Origin of the sequence: Paenibacillus sp. FSL L8-0502 (assembly GCF_038593055.1) — a bacterium.
Classification (GTDB): domain Bacteria; phylum Bacillota; class Bacilli; order Paenibacillales; family Paenibacillaceae; genus Paenibacillus; species Paenibacillus polymyxa_D.
In genome coordinates, this window is sequence record NZ_CP151958.1 from 2,920,503 (window position 1) to 2,938,193 (window position 17,691).

The window sequence follows — 17,691 nt, forward strand, 5'->3', positions numbered from 1 at the left end:
GTATTGTGTAGAATTAAAGAAAATTATGGAAACATAATTGAGGTGGGGGTGGTCCCTCTATACTCAACTTATACAGAGGAATGAATAAAAATGCTTGGGAGAGGGGGGGAGTGTGTGTATAAAGAGCTTCTGAGCATAGCACAGCTAATGGGGGAAACAATGCGATTGGTTGGGTATGCCCGATACTACAAATCCCTTAACATTGATGGTTTACATTACATACATCAAGTAGAAGGTACCCAAGTGATCGCTATTGTTAAACCAAATCATAGTACTCATCATGAAGCTACAACATTTTTAATGAATCTATTATTAACGGAAAAGCTAAAAATGAATACGGTTACAGGGCATGCCCAGAATCTGAAAAAGTTCTTGGATTACATGATGTTCTGGAGGCTAGAGGAAGATTTTGAACATATCCATAATATCGAAGTAAAAGCAGGTGGACCGTATCCTATTGAAGTAATATTACTGGGATTTGCGGATTACCTTCGATGTATTCCAAAAGGTTACAAGCCATTTGAAGATTTAAAGGTGGCGACTCACGGGATTCATTGGTCTATGTTAAAGAATATCCCCCTTAACAAACATGCAATGGCAGAAGGGAAGCTATCAACCGTAATTCGAAGCAGTCATAACGATTTAAAGAAAACCAACTGGTGTGAGTACCCGTCTGGTGCACTTGCTCCGATCATCTATACTGCATGTGCATATCTGAAGTTCTTGCGTGATAGAACAACAAGATTTAAATACCTGCCATTAGAGCAGGTTCCGAGAAAAGAAATAAGAGATAATCATTCATTAATAGCGGGTACTGCGGGTAGTAGGGTGCGGATAGTGTTTGATGTGGAAAATATTGCTCGAGATTCCGGTACTGCAGGACCTGGAGGAGGGAAGAGCAGGCAAGCCTCTCCCATTAACCACGACAAGGTCTTTAGTGAGACCGAAGCAGACATGTTCTTTGAATTGATCGATCCGTATGAAAATGCTTTGGATCTTCTTCTCTTTGCGATATTGCGTTACTTTGGATTACGCCCTAGTGAAGCAGCTGAGATTCGAATTGAGCCGTCAACAATTCCTTCCAACTTAAACGTGTATCATACAGCAAGAGAGGAATTAACCGAGTCTCTTTCCGGGAACTTGCAGTTTGTAAAAGAACGCGGGTTGCGGGGGAATTGGGTCATTGATACGGGATGGAAAACGAAGGCTTCCTGCAGGGACGTGGCGTTGATAACTCACAAAACAATTGATCCATTTAGCAGGAAAAATATCCGATTTCCAACACAAGAGGAGTTCACTGATCTTCTGTATTGGGCACTTCTTCAGCGGCGGGAACTTTTGTCTTATTACACAAGTGAAGATCATGGCTATCTATTTGTATCAGAGTCAAACAATTCAAAAGGGAAGCCATTAAGTAAGAAAGGCGTTTACAGTAAGTATAATAATTTGGCTGATGACTTATTTCAACGAACTGGGGGAAGCGTAGACCTACGTTCCTACTATCCACACACCTTCCGACACTTATTCGCGACATCACTTCTCCTAAGATATCGCAGACCAATCGAAGAGATCAGCAAGTGGTTGGGGCATTCTTCTGTCGTGATTACGCGCGATACATATATTCATTGGATACCTGAGTCAAATAATGACACAGAAAAAGGTAAAGTAGATCATTTAGGGAGGGTATTTATGCGACAGGCGGAGATCTCAGAGGGAATCCACGCGCATGAGGAGGACTCGGAATGACACTAGAATGGACTCCATTATCGGAATTTGGCAAATTTTTAAAAAACACGCTGCGTTTGAATCATGTGAATCAAGTATTTTCTTCTATAAAAAATCCCGTCCTTCAATTATTTACTACATTTCCGGCCCCGGATAACTGGTTAGCTGTACCGCCTGAAGAGAGACCAACCTTTCGACATCGCGACAGTCGAGACCTATGGTATGTCATTTTCTGGGCTTGGCATACAGGTTTTTGCAAGGGAAATGATGTAGTAGCACAATATCGTCGAAACGACTTGGTTTGTTACCTGTCAACCAGAGGTCGTGTTAATCTGTCGGATTTCCCCGTCAAAATGGGCCTCCTCAAAAATTCAGAAGCAGAAAACATCCGCAAAAAAGACTCAAACCGTATAGGTTTGTTCAACAAACTATTTATACACCTTCTAGGTGTTATGAAACCGCTGGGCGATTTCACGGAAGAAGATATAGCGTTAGCGGATGTAATGCGTCCGAACGACAAACGTTATAACGCCAAGTGTTTAAAGGACATTCTTTTTGAGCTTGGATATTCGGATGAACCAGGAAGACGTAGGCAAAGAATACTGTTTGACGATTGCTGTGAGCATCCAAAGTGGGGGGATATCGCACGTGAGTTTCGCGAGCATTTAAAACGAAGTAATTCGCTAGACTATTATATTCGTAAAGCGGGCAGTGCTTTGCATAAATTTTTCAAATGGCTTGACCAGCACGGGGAGTCGGATGCTTCATCTCTCGAGTATGAAGATTTTCTCGATTTGTTTGATTACATTTCAAAGAATAACGATGGAGAGGAGTTTTCAGCTAAGTATACCGGGAACAATCTTCTACACATAAAGTTATTCTTTGATTGGGGGAAAGGTTCTCATACATTTTTTCCAACATACGTTGACTGGCCCAGTGATTTATATTCTGGAATTCATCGTGAGGCCCAAGAAGAAACATATTCCGGTGATGGCCTCGCTTTTGATGACCCAAACTTCCCGATGCTCATGAAGGAAGCAATTGAAAATTATCATCCCGAAGATGATGTTGAAGTTTTATGTCGCGCTTTTTGGTTAATTATTGCCTCATCACCGGTGCGTAAAACGTATCTGCTCAATCTTCAGGCTGAAGAATGTATGCTGCCATTGCCTAATGCTCCATCAGCGGTAGGATTATACAGCCCATATTCAGGTATTGAGAAAGCTAAACATCGTAACGGCCAATTTCCTATAATTGATTCTGCAGGTCTTAGAGCGGTCGAATTTTTACAGAAAAGATCGAGCGATAAAGCCTTCCGACCGATACGGAACGAAAGAGCGGATGCATCGTATGTGCATCTTTTTTAATTGGAGAAATATCCCTGGATTTTGAATGAAAGACAAATATATAGGTTTTTTGACAAGATAGCAGAATTTATTGGACATGGAGATAAAAAAGGGAAGGCTCATGGTTACAGACACTATCTCATAACTCACATTGCAATCGAAACCGGGAACAGTGAGTTAGCACGACTTGCTGCAGGTCATGAAAATCAAACCATGCTGAATCGATACTTACGAAGTAATCTCTCCCGTCAAGCATTGTTATTTGCTACTATTAAGAAATATCAGGATGGTGAGATTGCGGGACGGTTTATTTGGCGAATCTTCGAAGCACTTGCCAGCGAACAAACTGAGCCTGACGAATTGATAAAAGCTTTGGGATCTGAAGAGCTATCTTTAGATGAATTCTTTGCAAAATTCGGGCTTCCAGCTCCTACAGGTGTAGGAAGATGTTTAATACAGGGGGCTTGCCTTTTTGAGGCAAAGTGTTTTTCCTGTCATCATTTCGCCATACGAAAAAGTGAAGCAGCACAGGCATTTCATACTTTGGCCAGATTAACCAAGGACATGTGGAACATGATGCGAGGCAGTCGGGATTTTACAACCAAAAACGCCAAGGCGGCCGGATTAGCTACGCAAATAGCGTTGCTTGGGGACATGATTCGGCATTTCGGCTATAGTGACGAACAGATTCAAATAGAGGTTATCAGTCGACTAGTCTGAGCTTAGATTGGAAAGAGGTGAAATCGTGTCGCAAATATTAGCTTGGCAATCCCTGAGATTTGGGCCCATTACTGTAAGGCGAAAGGGACAATTCGAGAGTAGAGAGCATCTGACAAGATCGGAGTATGAACAATACAGATCGGCAGAGACTTGGGGACGGGTTGAACCTATTTTATCAAGCTCCTTAACGGATTTGGTACAACCCACAATATTTTTCAAGTTACCCGGCACCCAAAGAGATTACGTATTACTGCTTGCCTTTTTACAACGGATCAGTTTGCCTTTAGAGATCGTATTTCCAACCAAGACCGAATTCAATAAATTTCCTTTTCCCGAGTTACCGAATTTTGAGTACTTTGATGCGCTTTACGATAAATACTATCCGGTATTGTATCCGATGGATAGCGAAAAACAACTACAAAAGGCAAAGAAAAGGATTCCTTTGCTTCGAACTGTAGTTTGCTTATGGTTCGCAGGTTACGCCCTTAAGGAAGGGTTAGAGGGTAATCATATTATTACTTCCTCTGTATTAGCAAAAGCAAGTAAGATCGCTAAATATCATAGAAGTAGTTTAACCCTCCTAGGTAAGATGTTAGCTAAAGAAACAGATTCCTTGATTGAAAATAAACCGGTCATACCTTGCGATGAAGCGGAAAGAAGTGTCTGGATAGCCGCGGGAATATATCCAACCCAAACGCCGTTTGAGGAGAGTCTCTATACCTTTGCATTTTCTTACTTGAGGCAACGTGTGAATGATTCAATAACTGATGATTATTACGACGATGAAGGAAATTTACTTTTCAGATACGGTAAAAAAACTATCAGCATAAATTATTGGAAAGCGATAGTCAAGTACATCCGGTATTTTGCAATCAAATGTCGATCAAAAGGTCTTACTGACATAAGCGAGAATTCAATATCAGAAGTATACACAGAGATTTTTGGCCAGATGAAGGGACAAGAAGATAAGACGTTTTTCCGAGTGGCGCTTCGACATTGGCTTAGGTGGCTTATAAGAACTACAAATGCTTCATACAACATAGAACGGATTATGCCAAGACCTAGACGTGTTATGTCAAAAGATCATGGACGAGTATTTAGTATGTCCAAAGCTTATATTCTTGTGCAGACCTTAATGAACGATCAAACTCCTTTAATTAACGAGAACATTCTGATGGACTTTCGTCATAGGCGGGCTTGCCTGTTGATGTTATCAACTGCAGCAAGGCCTCATGAAATAGTTAATTTGCTTCAGAATGCTTTATTTATAGATTCGCAGGATAATTCCTGGATTCGTTTTCACAAAACCAAGACCATTCGCAATCAACCCGATCGAAACGGCTATGAATGGGTTCATCACGCTCTAGTGAAGAGCGATGCTGCAAGATGGTTTAACGAATTGATTCATTTTGCCCCATCAGAACCTATATTTTTTCCAAGAGAGTGGGGTGGGGATGGCCTTACGGAACTTCGTTTACTGGCTTCAAAACATAATGATGGCCCTATACGAACTAGCGGACTGTATAATTTTTTAACTCGCATTCAATCGAAGTTATGGCCTGAACTTAGGAAGCCATATTTCACACCCCATAATCTAAGAGCGCTCCATCTTACTTATCGGCGTATCTTAGGAGACAATGATGCGCTACTAGAGAGGCAGGCCGGACATAGTCAAATGACCAAATGTTTAATATTTTAAACTTCAGGTCAAATCCAAAGGGTGAGGAGAACATATAGAATGGAAAAATTATTGGATCCGCAAAAAACAGCGTTAGTTGTCATTGATTTGCAAAAATGGCTTGGTAATCAATACGCCCCTTATTCCGCCGAGCAGGTAGTATCTAACGCTGCCGCCTTGGCAGATGCTTTCCGTGAGCAAGGCTCAATGGTTGCCCTGGTCCGGGTATCTAGCAAAGATCTGAAGGATATCCCGAGACCGAAGTTGGATTCGCCTGCACCACCACTGAATCTGCCTGAAGGATGGGATCAAATCGTCCCGGAAATGCGGGTCGCCGAAACAGACCACATCATTACTAAAAAGCAATGGGGAGCTTTTTACGGAACGGAGCTCGACCTGCAGTTGCGTCGCCGGGGAATCGACACCATCGTCTTATGCGGCATCGCTACCGGGCTTGGCGTGGATACGACCGCGCGGGAAGCGTTTATGAATGGGTATCAGCTGATTTTGGCGATCGATGCCATGACCGGGTTTTCTCAAGCCGAGCACGATCACGTGAAAAATTTTATTTTTCCACGCATCGGGCGTGTTCGGACAACACAGGAAATCATTTCTGCCTTTGCTGAAGTTTGAACCCAAAGGAGATGTGCCCTTGGATTTATCAGGTTCCAGGGGTCGTTTTTTTATTTCAGGAGGTTGGTCTCTATGACCCAAAAGAGAAGTCCCAAGTCCGATAGGATGTACCCCTGGTATGTCTTATCTGTAACCAGTCTCGGAGCGTTCCTGGTTCTGGTCAATATCGGAACGCTTAATGTCGCATTGCCGGAATTAAGCCAGCAATTTCATGCGAATGCGGCAGCTTCCAGCTGGATTTTACTTTCCTATATGCTGGTAAACACTATCCTGATTTTAATCTTCGGACAAATTTCGGATATTTTCGGAAGAAGCCGAATGTATTTAATAGGAATGGCCATCTTTACCGTATCCAGTTTACTACTCGGTTATGCTTTTAATGTAGAGGTACTAATCCTTCTTCGGATCGTACAGGCTGCCGGAGGAGCGCTCGTAGTGACGAACACAACACCGCTGATTACCGATGCGTTTCCCCAATCGCAGCTGGGCACCGGTCTCGGTCTGAATTTATTGTCCGCTTCCGTCGCGCAGGTGCTTGGCCCGGTCGTCGGCGGCGTGGTCACGACCGCCTGAGGCTGGAGGTGGGTGTTCTGGTCTAATGTTCCCTTCGGGATCATTGCTCTCATCTGGGGGCTCTGGATTCTAAGGGTGAAGCCCCTAGCGCAGCTCCATAAAAAAGTGGACGGATATGGAGGCATCATGATCTTTGTCGCTTTAGCGGGTCTAATCATTGCTTTATCCAAGGGGGGAGAACTGGGCTGGGGAGACAAGCAGGTGATCGGAGGTTTTGCGATATTCGCCATATTTACTACTATATTTTTATGGCATGAGCATCGTTCAGCATCACCTCTACTAGATTTAAGCCTTTTTGAAAGCTGGACGTTCAGTATGGGGAACATCGCTACATTCTTTAATTCTTTTGCCCGTACGGCGGTTGCTCTGCTCTTCGCTCTCTATTACCAATTTGCCTTCCACCAAAACGCGCTTAATGCCGGTCTAAGGATCCTTCCAATTACGATAGGGATGTTGGTCATTTCTCCGATTGCTGGCATGTTGACTAAGAAGGCGGCCATTCGAGTTCTGGCCTCACTTGGAATTCTTATTTCTATAGCAGGACTACTACTACTCCTATTCGTGGTCGGTGGAAATTTCTCTTACGGGGTCACCGCTTGCGGCATGTTGTTAATCGGGGTCGGGACCGGTTTATTCCTTACCCCCAATACGACGGAGGTCATGTCAAGCGTTCCGGAGCAAAGCCGCGGGGTGGCGAATGGACTGCGGTCCATGCTATATAACTTGGGTCAAGTGCTGAGTACGGCTCTTTCTTTAACCATCGTCGGCGCAGCGCTGCCAGCCCACCTGAAGAACGTGCTGTATTCCGGAAAGAACAATGTGATTTCTGCCGTTGATTTTGCTTTCGTCATTCACGGTTACCGCTGGGTCATCATCGCACTAATAGGGACTTCTCTACTCGCTCTTGCTGCCTCGTGGTTCCGTCCGCAACAGAAAAAAGCTTACGAAAGCTCTTCAGCGGCCTCTTGACTTTGACGCATTGATGCCGCGTCAATCCGTCCGATCCTCATCGATCGGTCCTGCGGCTGCCGCCATAACCCCAGCGCGTCCGGTAAGCCCAAACTTCTGGAGCTAGCGATATATATCCGGCGGGTAGTGGAGCGTTGACGATAATATTGCTTACCAACCTGTAACTAAAGAAGTTTTTATTAGAAGGATACCTTTTTACTTCTACAAACCCGATACACGCTCAAAAAATGTAGGTGGCTTCCTTGCTATAATACGTTGCTCTCATTTTAAGATTTCCAGCCTAATAAAAATTTCAAGTAAAGTAGAACTTATGACCTATTGGAATTATTTTCATATTACTGTATTATCATTGAGTGTAAACATGATCGATCAGGACTTTTTAAAAGAACACATAAAGGATAAATACGGATACGAAAGACTCATCACTTATTTCTCAAGACATGAAGTAATTGGGGAAGAAATTTTTCCGTATCTTGGTACTGCCATTCACTAAACGGACTGGTTTATTTGCGTTTATGGGAGGATTTCACGGAATGTCGCTGGGGAGTCTGGCTGTTACCAGCAACATTCAGAAAAGATCTTCCTCCGGCATAGCATTATCCGATGTTACCTTTTTCCCATACTCCGAGAGTCCAATTGACTCATTCGATACTATTGAATACATGGAAGCCGTTCTAAACGACGGTCACTCGGGAATCGAAAAACCGGCGGCTATTATATTTGAAACCATTCAGGCGGAAGGCGGCGTAAATATAGCTTCACCCGAATGGATGCTCAGGCTGAGGGAACTTAGCGACAGACACGGTATTCTACTGATTTGCGATGACATTCAGGTTGGCTGCGGACGCACCGGACCGTTCTTTTCATTTGAACGTGCCGGGATGATCCCTGATATTGTACTGCTTTCCAAGTCAATCAGCGGGTATGGCCTTCCCATGTCTATTCTGCTGATGAAACCGGAACTTGATGTCTGGAAGCCTGGTGAGCATAACGGTACGTTCCGGGGAAACCAGCTTGCTTTCATTGGAGCTACAGCTGCGTTGGAATATTGGGAAATGAATAATTTGGAACAGTCTGTGAAATATAAGGAAGCATTTGTAAGAGAATATTTAACCAAGCAGATTTTGTCATTACATAAGGGCCTGACCATTCGGGGTGCAGGTTTGATTTGGGGTATTGATTTTTCCAATGTGGAGGATGAGCGAATCACGCAAAAAGTAGTAGAGGAATGTTACCAAAACGGTTTAATCATCGAAAGCGCAGGAAGAAAAGACAGTGTTATAAAACTTATGCCTCCGTTAACCATCGAGCTTGAACTTTTGCAGCAGGGTTGTTCAATTATCAGACAAGCTATTCAAGAGAATATAAATAAAGTATTGGAGGTCGAAAGTTATGGATAAAATCGCCATTATAGGAATAGGATGCCGTTTGCCAGGAGGAATAAGGGGGCCTGAGGAGTTCTGGGAAGCATTGACTGCGGGAAAAGATATGACTTCCGATTTACCCGAAGGCCGCTGGGATTTAGAAAAGTTTTATGATCCTGACAAATCAAAGCCAGGCAAGCATTACACCTGTCATGGTGGATTTTTAGATAAAATAGATGAGTTTGACCCTTTGTTTTTTGGTATTTCTCCAAGGGAAGCGGCCTTTCTTGATCCACAGCAAAGACTGATGCTGGAGACATCATGGGAAGCAATGGAAGATGGAGGCTTGGATCCGGCCAAGCTAGCAGGAACCAATACCGGTGTCTTTGTAGCGGGCTTCACCCTTGACTATCAAGCAATACAATTTAAAAACGAATCGGTTGAAAGTTTAGATACACATTCGGCAACGGGTATGATGATGACAATGTTGTCCAACAGGATTTCATATATATATGATTTCAGAGGTCCAAGTTTGTCTGTAGATACAGCGTGTTCGGGCTCTTTGGTTGCAACACACCTTGCATGCGGGAGTTTATTGAATAATGAATGTAATCTCGCAATAGCAGGCGGAGTAAGTGTTATAGCTACACCTGAGTATACCATAGCGGAAAGTAAGGGTGGTTTTTTATCTCCCGATGGACGGTGCAAAACTTTCGATTCCAGTGCAAACGGTTATGCAAGAGGAGAAGGAGCCGGCGTTGTGGTTTTAAAACGCCTGTCAGATGCTATCGAAGACGGAGATAGGATTTATGCCGTAATAAGTGGATCGGGTGTAAACCAGGACGGCCACACAGACGGGATTACTGTTCCAAACGGGCAGGCTCAGGAAAACTTAATGAAGGAGGTATACAAAAAGGCAGGAATATCACCTTCAGATATAACATATATTGAAGCTCACGGCACCGGCACTCCGGTTGGAGACCCTATTGAGGCTAATGCAATAGCACGAGTGGTTTCAACAGACAGGCCAAAAGATAAAAAGTGTATTGTTGGATCTGTTAAGACAAACATTGCCCACCTTGAGGCCGCTGCAGGAGTTGCCGCACTGATAAAAGCTTCACTAATCATAAAGCATAAGCAAATACCTCCACATCTGCACTTTAAGAATCCAAACCCTAAAATTCCCTTTGACGATTTATGTATACGAATTCCTCAGACCCTGGAGCCTTTGCCGCAACCCGCATTGGTTGGCATAAATTCATTCGGTTTTGGAGGAACAAATGCCCATATCCTCTTGGAGGAAGCTACAGATCTCCAAAAACAGGGTACTCCTGAAGTTAATGTAAATACCGGATGGCCATATATGATTCCCATATCTGCGCGCTCAGAAAAGGCGCTAAAAAACTATGCGCAAAAGTATGTTGATTTTATTAATGGAAGTGGAGAAAGTATTTCTTTATATGATATTGGAAGCATGATGAGCAAAAAGCGCACCCATCATGACTATAGACTAGCAGTTTCGGCATCTTCAAAGGAAGAACTTGCAGGAAACCTGGAAGCGTATATTAAAGGACAAGCACGCCAGGGGATGTCTGCGGGAAATGTTGAGGCAGGAAAGTACAATAAAGCTGTTTTTGTATATACAGGTATGGGGCCCATATGGTGGGCTATGGGCAGACAGCTCCTTGAAAAAGAGCCTGTGTTTAGAAATATGATAGAAAAATGCGATAAACTTACACGTCAGTATGCTGGATGGTCTCTACTGGAGGAACTTCTCGCCGATGAGGAGAATTCACGTCTGGACCAGCCCCAGTTTGCTCAACCTGCCAATTTTGCTGTTCAGGTGGGTTTGACTGAAGTATGGAAATCCTTGGGTATTATACCCCATGCGGTGGTAGGACACAGTGTTGGAGAAGTGGCTTCTACATATGTTGCAGGAATTTACAGCCTTGAAGATGCCATGTTGGTAAGTATTCACAGAAGCCGTGCACAGCAAAAAGCAGTAAACAAGGGCACAATGCTGGCGGTAGGTTTACCAGAAAAAGAAGTTGTGGTCCTGCTGGATGAGAACATAAAAGGTGTTTCAATGGCAGCAATCAATAGCCCAAATTCGGTAACTTTGTCAGGTGATCCTGATGCCCTTGAGCAGATCCAAAAACAGTTGCAGGATAAGGGGGTTTTTGCGCGGCTTTTAAAGGTCAATGTAGCGTATCACAGTTACCAAATGGAACCATATGAGCAGGAGCTATTGGAGGCATTAAAAGGAATAAAGTCCCAGCCTGCCGGGATACCGATATATTCCACGGTTACAGGGAAAATGCTGACGGGTACAGAGTGTGATGGACATTACTGGTATAAAAATGTAAGAGAGCCGGTACGTTTTGAAGCAGCAATGTATGAAATGATTTCGTTGAATTATAACTTATTTATTGAGGTGGGCCCTCACCCTGTTTTAGCAGCTTCTATTTCTAATTGTCTGTCAGCTAAAAACGTTGAAGGTAAGAAGTTGTTCTCTATAAAAAGAAATGAAAACGAACAGGTTTCAATACTGGAGAACTTAGGGAATCTATATGCACTGGGATACCCTATAGATTGGAACAAGATTTACCGGTACCAAGGTGAGTTTGTAAGTCTCCCTCTTTATCCATGGCAATGGGATAAATACTGGATGGAAACGCAGGAATCAAGTGAATTTAGGCAGGGAAAAAATAAGCACAAGTTTTTAGGACGCCGTTTGAAAACTTCCAGCCCTATATGGGAGATTGAACTTAATACTACCTATATGACGTATCTTTCTGATCATAAAATACAAGGTATAGAAGTTTTCCCCGGAGCAGGGTATGTAGAGCTGGGAATGGCTTGTGCCAGAAGCTATTTTGGAGAGGGTTTTTATACAGTTGAAGATATAAAGTTTGAAAATGCTTTATTTTTAAATCAAGGAGTATCACCTGTGGTGCAGGTGGTTTTGGATCCAAAAACCGCAAAATTCGAGATTTCAAGCAGGATACCGGGACAAGATAAGACTTGGACATGCAATGCATCCGGCACAATAAGAAAACGGCAAAACATAAAGATCACTGCTAAAGATGAGTTGATTCAAATACTTGGCAATTGTACCAAAGAATACGGAAAAGAAGTATGTTATAAAACCTTCTATCAAATGGGTTTCCATTATGGTCCTTATTTCCAAGGTATAGACAAGATATGGAAAGGTGATAACGAAGCTCTTGGCAGGATCGAGATCCCTAAAATACTGGAGATTGATAGCTCTATCTACGGTCTTCACCCGGCGGTATTGGACGCCTGTTTCCAGGTTACCATTGCGGCAGTTGCACCACTTAATGAAGATGAAAATAACGAAGGCCAATCATTCCTACCTGTAGGAATAGACAGGGTGCAGCTTTATGGAAGGCCGGAGCCTGTCATGCTTTGTCATACGCAGATGGTAGATAGGAAAGATAATAATTTGAACGCCAACATCCGTCTATATAGTGAGGACGGAAATCTAATCGCCGAAATACTGGGCATAAGAACTAAGGAACTTGGAAATAGTGGAGGGTCTGATGCTGGAAGAGTTAAGGATTATCTTTATGAGATAAACTGGGAGCTTCTAAAAAGTGAAGAAGTTGATACCCGCACAGCTGCTGCTAACTCTGGAGCATGGCTTATTTTTGTGGATCATAAAGCAGCAGGAAAAGAACTGGCAAATCTCCTTGAAAATAGGGGAGAAGAATGCTTTATGGTATATCCTGGTGAGAATTTTGGTTGGCAGTATGAAGAGCGTGAGATATATATAAACCCTCGAAGCATTGAGGATCTTAGAGCGTTGTTTGATGAATTCTCAAAAATTAAAACGAAGCTAACAGGTATTGTATATATGTGGAGCCTCAATATCCTTGAGATCCAGGAAGTTAGCAATACAGCTATAGAAAAAGCTTGTTTTGAAAACCTGTTTGTATTAAAACACCTGGTACAAGCAACCACAAATCTGGGATTAAATTTTAAGCTGTGGGTTATTACAAGAGGAGCCCAAATGATCAACAGGGCTACTCCAAATTCTGCATTCTTACAGTCGTTGGTATGGGGCCTTGGCACCGTCATAGGTTACCATGAGTTGCCTTCAAATTGGGGAGGCCTTGTAGACCTTGACATAGAGGCCAATGCGGGTGAAATGGAAATGCTGTTAAAAGAAGTCTTAGGTAATGGAGAGAACCAAATTGCTTTCCGTAATGGGAATAGACTTGCAGCAAGAATCGATAAACTGCGGATTGATATGCAGCATCAAGTACCCGTACATCTTCGCCCCGATGGAAGTTATGTTATTACAGGTGCTTTTGGTGGCATAGGTATGATTACAGCCCAGTGGATGGTTGCCAAGGGAGCAAGACATCTGGTACTGCTTGGACGCGGAGAATTTCCAAAACGTTCTGAATGGAACAATGTAGAGCCAGGCAGCAGCCTTGCAGAGAGGATTGAGTTTGTTCGTAAGCTGGAGTCCCAGGGGGCAACAGTATATATTGGATCAGTGGATGTAACTGATGAGGAAAAGCTTGCTGGATTTTTTAAAGATTTTGATAAGGAAGAAAGGCCTCCTATTCGAGGTGTTGTACATTCTGCTGGTATTACGGATGATCAATTTCTTGAGGTTAGTAAAGATGAGACTTTTTATAGGGTCCTTTCGCCTAAGGTAAATGGTGCATGGAACCTTCACCGTATGACAGAGGGACGGCCTATTGACTTCTTTATTTTATTTTCTTCAGTTGCTTCTGTATTTGGTTCACCAGGCCAGGGAGCATATGCAACTGGGAATGCCTTTTTGGACTCACTTGCACATTACCGTTTATCGAGAGGACTTCCTGCACTGAGTATCAATTGGGGACCATGGTCAGAGGTTGGAATGGCTGCAAGGTTTATGGAACGTGATCCGGAGTATTATATACAAAAATCCATAGAATCTGTAACGGTAGAAAAGGGAATTAGGGCTATGGAGCACCTTGTTGGAGAAGCTGTTGCACAGTCTGTGGTTCTACCTATACTCTCGTGGCAAACGTTTGGGGAAAAATGGTTCTCGCCCATGAGTTCTCCACATGTGCTTAAAACTCTTTTGCAAGATGAGTCAGGACAACAAGAGAATATAAATAAATCAAAGGTGGATGTTGATATCCTGGAGGATATTATTTCATCTCCAATACAGAGCAGGCAGAATATCGTTGAAATGCATATTAAAACAATAGTAGCGAAGGTTTTGCGTTATAATCCTGAGGATCTAAGTACCAAACAACCACTAACTGTTTTTGGGATGGATTCATTAATGGCCACCGAAATAAAAAACAGGATGGAGGTTGCCTTTAAAACACCTGTTTCCATAGTAGAACTTCTTAAGGGTTCCAGCATATACGATCTTTCCGAGCAAATGATATCAAAGCTATACGAATCGGGAAAGATTTCAGAACAGGGTTCCCTAAATATGGGTAAGGCTGAGCTTGAAAGAATACCTAAAGTTTCTGAAAAAGAGTACTATGAAACCTCATCTGCACAAAAGATGATGTATATCATTAATAATCTTGAGGGTAACAACATTGGGTATAACATACCTGTGGGAATTTTATTTGAAGGTGGGATTGAAAGGGTTGCCCTTGGGGAAGCATTAAAAACATTGATACAAAGGCATGAAGCATTTAGGACATCCTTTGAGATGATTGATGGGGAGCTTGTGCAAAGGATACAAGATGAAGTTGATTTTACTATAGAATATTTTGAGTCTGAGGAAGACGGAGTAGAGAAAATAATCGATGAATTTGTAAGACCGTTCGATTTAAGCAAAGCACCCTTAATAAGAGTAGGTCTTATAGAAATCCATGCTAGCAGGCAAATACTTTTGCTTGATGTACATCATATAGTCTCGGATGGAACTTCAATAATCAGGACTTTTGATGAAATAGTTTCTATATTAAGTGGTGAAAGCCTTCCGGCAATGGAGGTGCAATATAAGGATTTTGCCCAGTGGCAGAATGGCTTGTTTAGCACTGAGGTTTACAAAAAGCAGGAAGAATACTGGCTTAATAGGTTCAAGGGTGAAATTCCTATCCTTGATATGCCTACAGATTATCCTAGGCCTGTCCTTCAAAGCTTTGAAGGAAATAGGTTGCTATTTGATTTAGACAGTCATTTGATGGATAAATTAAATGTACTTTCCTCCCAAACAGGAGCCACCGTGTATATGATACTTCTTGCGGCATTAAATACACTAATGTATAAATACTCAGGACAGGAAGACATAATTATTGGTACTCCTATAGCGGCAAGAACTCATTTTGATACTGAAAGAATACTGGGGATGTTTATAAATACCCTGGCATTAAGGAATTTCCCAGAGGGAAATAAGGCCTTTACTGAGTTCTTGGAAGAAGTAAAAGAAAGCTCCTTAGAAGCATATGAAAATCAGGAATACAGGTTTGATCAGTTTGTGACAAAACTTAACGTAAAGAGAGATTCAAGCAGAAATCCTTTATTTACTGTTATGTTTAATATTGTTCCTTCTGATGAGCATATTATGGAACATCGTGGTGAATTAAAGTATTCCAAATATCCGGTTGAAAGTAAAACATCAAAATTTGACCTAACATTCCAGTTGATACCAGATGGTCATAATATAATATTATGGATGGAATATGCTACACGTCTGTTTAAGAAGGAGACGGTAGAAAGGCTTGTTCAGCATTACTTTAATATCCTTGAAGAGATAACCTCAAACCCTGAAAAAAAACTATCAGAAATCAATATGTTATCCCAAGAAGAAAAGGAGCGAATAATATACGGCTTTAACGATACGAAGGTTGAATTTGAACATCACCTGACGGTACACCACCTGTTTGAGCAGCAGACGAAAGTACGTCCAGACAATATAGCAGTAGCGTATGAAGGCCGTAGATTTACATATGGCCAGATTAACCAAAGGGCAAACAGGATAGCAAGGTACATGCTAAAGGCTGGCACTGGTAGAGAAGAAGCCGTAGTTGTCATGCTGGAGAGGGGACCCTTATTTGTAGAATCGGTACTTGGTATATGGAAAGCAGGGGGGGCTTACATACCTGTAAATCCAAAATACCCTACACAAAGGGTGCTTGATATATTTAAGGAATCTAAAGCTGCCTATGTGTTGACCTTATCAGATTATGTGACCCAGCAGCTTAGTGAGAACTATAAAGGCCGAATTATATACCTTGACCAGTGTGAAAAAGAGATTGAGGCTGAAAGTGGCGAAAACCTAGATCTAGATATAGACAAAAATAGTTTGGCCTATGTTATATATACATCTGGTTCAACTGGTGTACCAAAGGGAGCTATGATAGAGCATCTTGGCATGATAAACCACATCCATGCGGAAATAAAGGAACTTTGTATAACTAACAACAGCATAATATCCCAGAACTCGCCTCAATACTTTGATGTATCTGTATGGCAGTTCTTTGCAGCCCTAACCATAGGAGCTCAAATTATCATCTATCCAGATGAAATAGTAAAGGATGTTGCAAGGTTTACGAATCGGATCATAGAAGATGGCATAACGGTCCTTGAGGTGGTACCTTCATACCTTGCTTTAATGCTTGAGTATGTGGAAAGTACAGGGAATAAACCGGAAAAACTTCATTACTTGCTGATAACGGGAGAAACCGTAAAATCCGGCATAGTAAGGAAATGGTTTGACCTATGTCCAAATACTAAAGTAGTTAATGCCTACGGACCTGCAGAGGCAGCGGACGATATTACTCTATATACTATGGAAGCTGCTCATGAAGGAGAGAACATTCCTGTAGGCAAGCCTATACAAAATATGAATCTATATATAACAGATAAAAACATGAACCTGTGCCCTATCGGAGTAAAAGGAGAGATCTGCGTCTCTGGAACAGGTGTAGGAAGGGGTTATTTAAATGACCCTGAAAAAACAGCCCATGTATTCCTTGAAGATCCTTTCAGAGAAGAAAAGGGGATAAGGCTGTACAAAACAGGAGACCTGGGAAGATGGCTGCCTGACGGGAATATCGAATTCCTGGGCAGAATAGACCATCAGGTTAAGATCCGCGGATACCGAATAGAGCTTGGAGAAATAGAAGCTCAGCTTCTAAAACATTCTTCAATAAAAGAAGTTGTGGCAGCAACAAGGGAAGACCCCCAAGGGAACAAGTACATCTGTGCATATATAGTTGGAGAAAGTGAATTGACAATACCGGAATTAAGGGAGTATCTCTCCAAAGATCTGCCAGACTACATGATCCCTTCATATTTTGTACAGTTGGAAAAACTGCCTTTATCAGCGAATGGCAAGGTAGATAGAAATGCCCTGCCTGCCCCTGATGGAAATATTAATACAGGGGTAGACTATGCTGCACCATTCGGTGAAATTGAGGAGAAGCTTGTACTGATATGGAGCCAAATCCTTGGAGTCCAGAAGATTGGAGTAAATGATAACTTCTTTGAATTAGGAGGAGACTCATTAAAGGCAACCAATCTTGTATCAAGGGTTCATAAAGAATTTGACATAGAATTTGCATTAAAAGAAGTGTTTATGGGTCCTACAATTTCGGCAATAGCAAAAAGTATTAAAAATAGACTTAACGATACAGTGGAAATCGAAGAAATTTTAAGCATGATTGAAAATCTATAAATAGGAATTAAAAGA

Annotated in this window: 6 protein-coding genes and 2 pseudogenes; all 8 read left to right on the forward strand. The window is 42.2% G+C overall.

Going from position 1 to position 17,691, the window contains the following annotated elements; translation table 11 throughout:
* The first annotated feature begins 114 nt into the window (after positions 1 to 114).
* The 8 genes and pseudogenes from NSQ57_RS12485 to NSQ57_RS12520 all read left to right on the forward strand — a co-directional run bounded on the left by NSQ57_RS12485 (position 115) and on the right by NSQ57_RS12520 (position 17,676).
* Complete coding sequence (locus NSQ57_RS12485; protein WP_342424883.1) at positions 115 to 1,746, forward strand: tyrosine-type recombinase/integrase; 1,632 nt, start codon at positions 115 to 117, stop codon at positions 1,744 to 1,746.
* A complete protein-coding gene (locus NSQ57_RS12490) occupies positions 1,743 to 3,092 on the forward strand; it encodes a hypothetical protein (RefSeq protein WP_342424884.1) in 1,350 nt (449 codons plus the stop codon). Before NSQ57_RS12485 ends, NSQ57_RS12490 begins: the two co-directional genes overlap by 4 nt.
* A gap of 21 nt (positions 3,093 to 3,113) precedes the next feature.
* Positions 3,114 to 3,791, forward strand: a complete 678-nt coding sequence (locus NSQ57_RS12495) for a hypothetical protein (protein WP_342424885.1) — start codon at positions 3,114 to 3,116, stop codon at positions 3,789 to 3,791.
* Between the two features lie 25 nt (positions 3,792 to 3,816).
* The gene (locus tag NSQ57_RS12500; protein WP_342424886.1) at positions 3,817 to 5,490 is read left to right on the forward strand and encodes a hypothetical protein; all 1,674 of its coding nucleotides are present in this window, start codon (positions 3,817 to 3,819) and stop codon (positions 5,488 to 5,490) included.
* A gap of 39 nt (positions 5,491 to 5,529) precedes the next feature.
* Positions 5,530 to 6,102, forward strand: coding sequence for a hydrolase (locus tag NSQ57_RS12505; RefSeq protein ID WP_025723565.1), 573 nt, complete (start codon positions 5,530 to 5,532; stop codon positions 6,100 to 6,102).
* 105 nt (positions 6,103 to 6,207) lie between these two features.
* Positions 6,208 to 7,644: pseudogene (locus NSQ57_RS12510) on the forward strand (MFS transporter).
* Positions 7,645 to 8,135: 491 nt separating this feature from the next.
* Positions 8,136 to 9,044 (forward strand): annotated as a pseudogene (locus NSQ57_RS12515) (aminotransferase class III-fold pyridoxal phosphate-dependent enzyme); the annotation flags it as partial.
* Positions 9,037 to 17,676, forward strand: coding sequence for an amino acid adenylation domain-containing protein (locus NSQ57_RS12520; protein WP_342424887.1), 8,640 nt, complete (start codon positions 9,037 to 9,039; stop codon positions 17,674 to 17,676). The pseudogene NSQ57_RS12515 and the gene NSQ57_RS12520, both read left to right, overlap by 8 nt.
* The last annotated feature ends 15 nt before the right edge of the window (positions 17,677 to 17,691 follow it).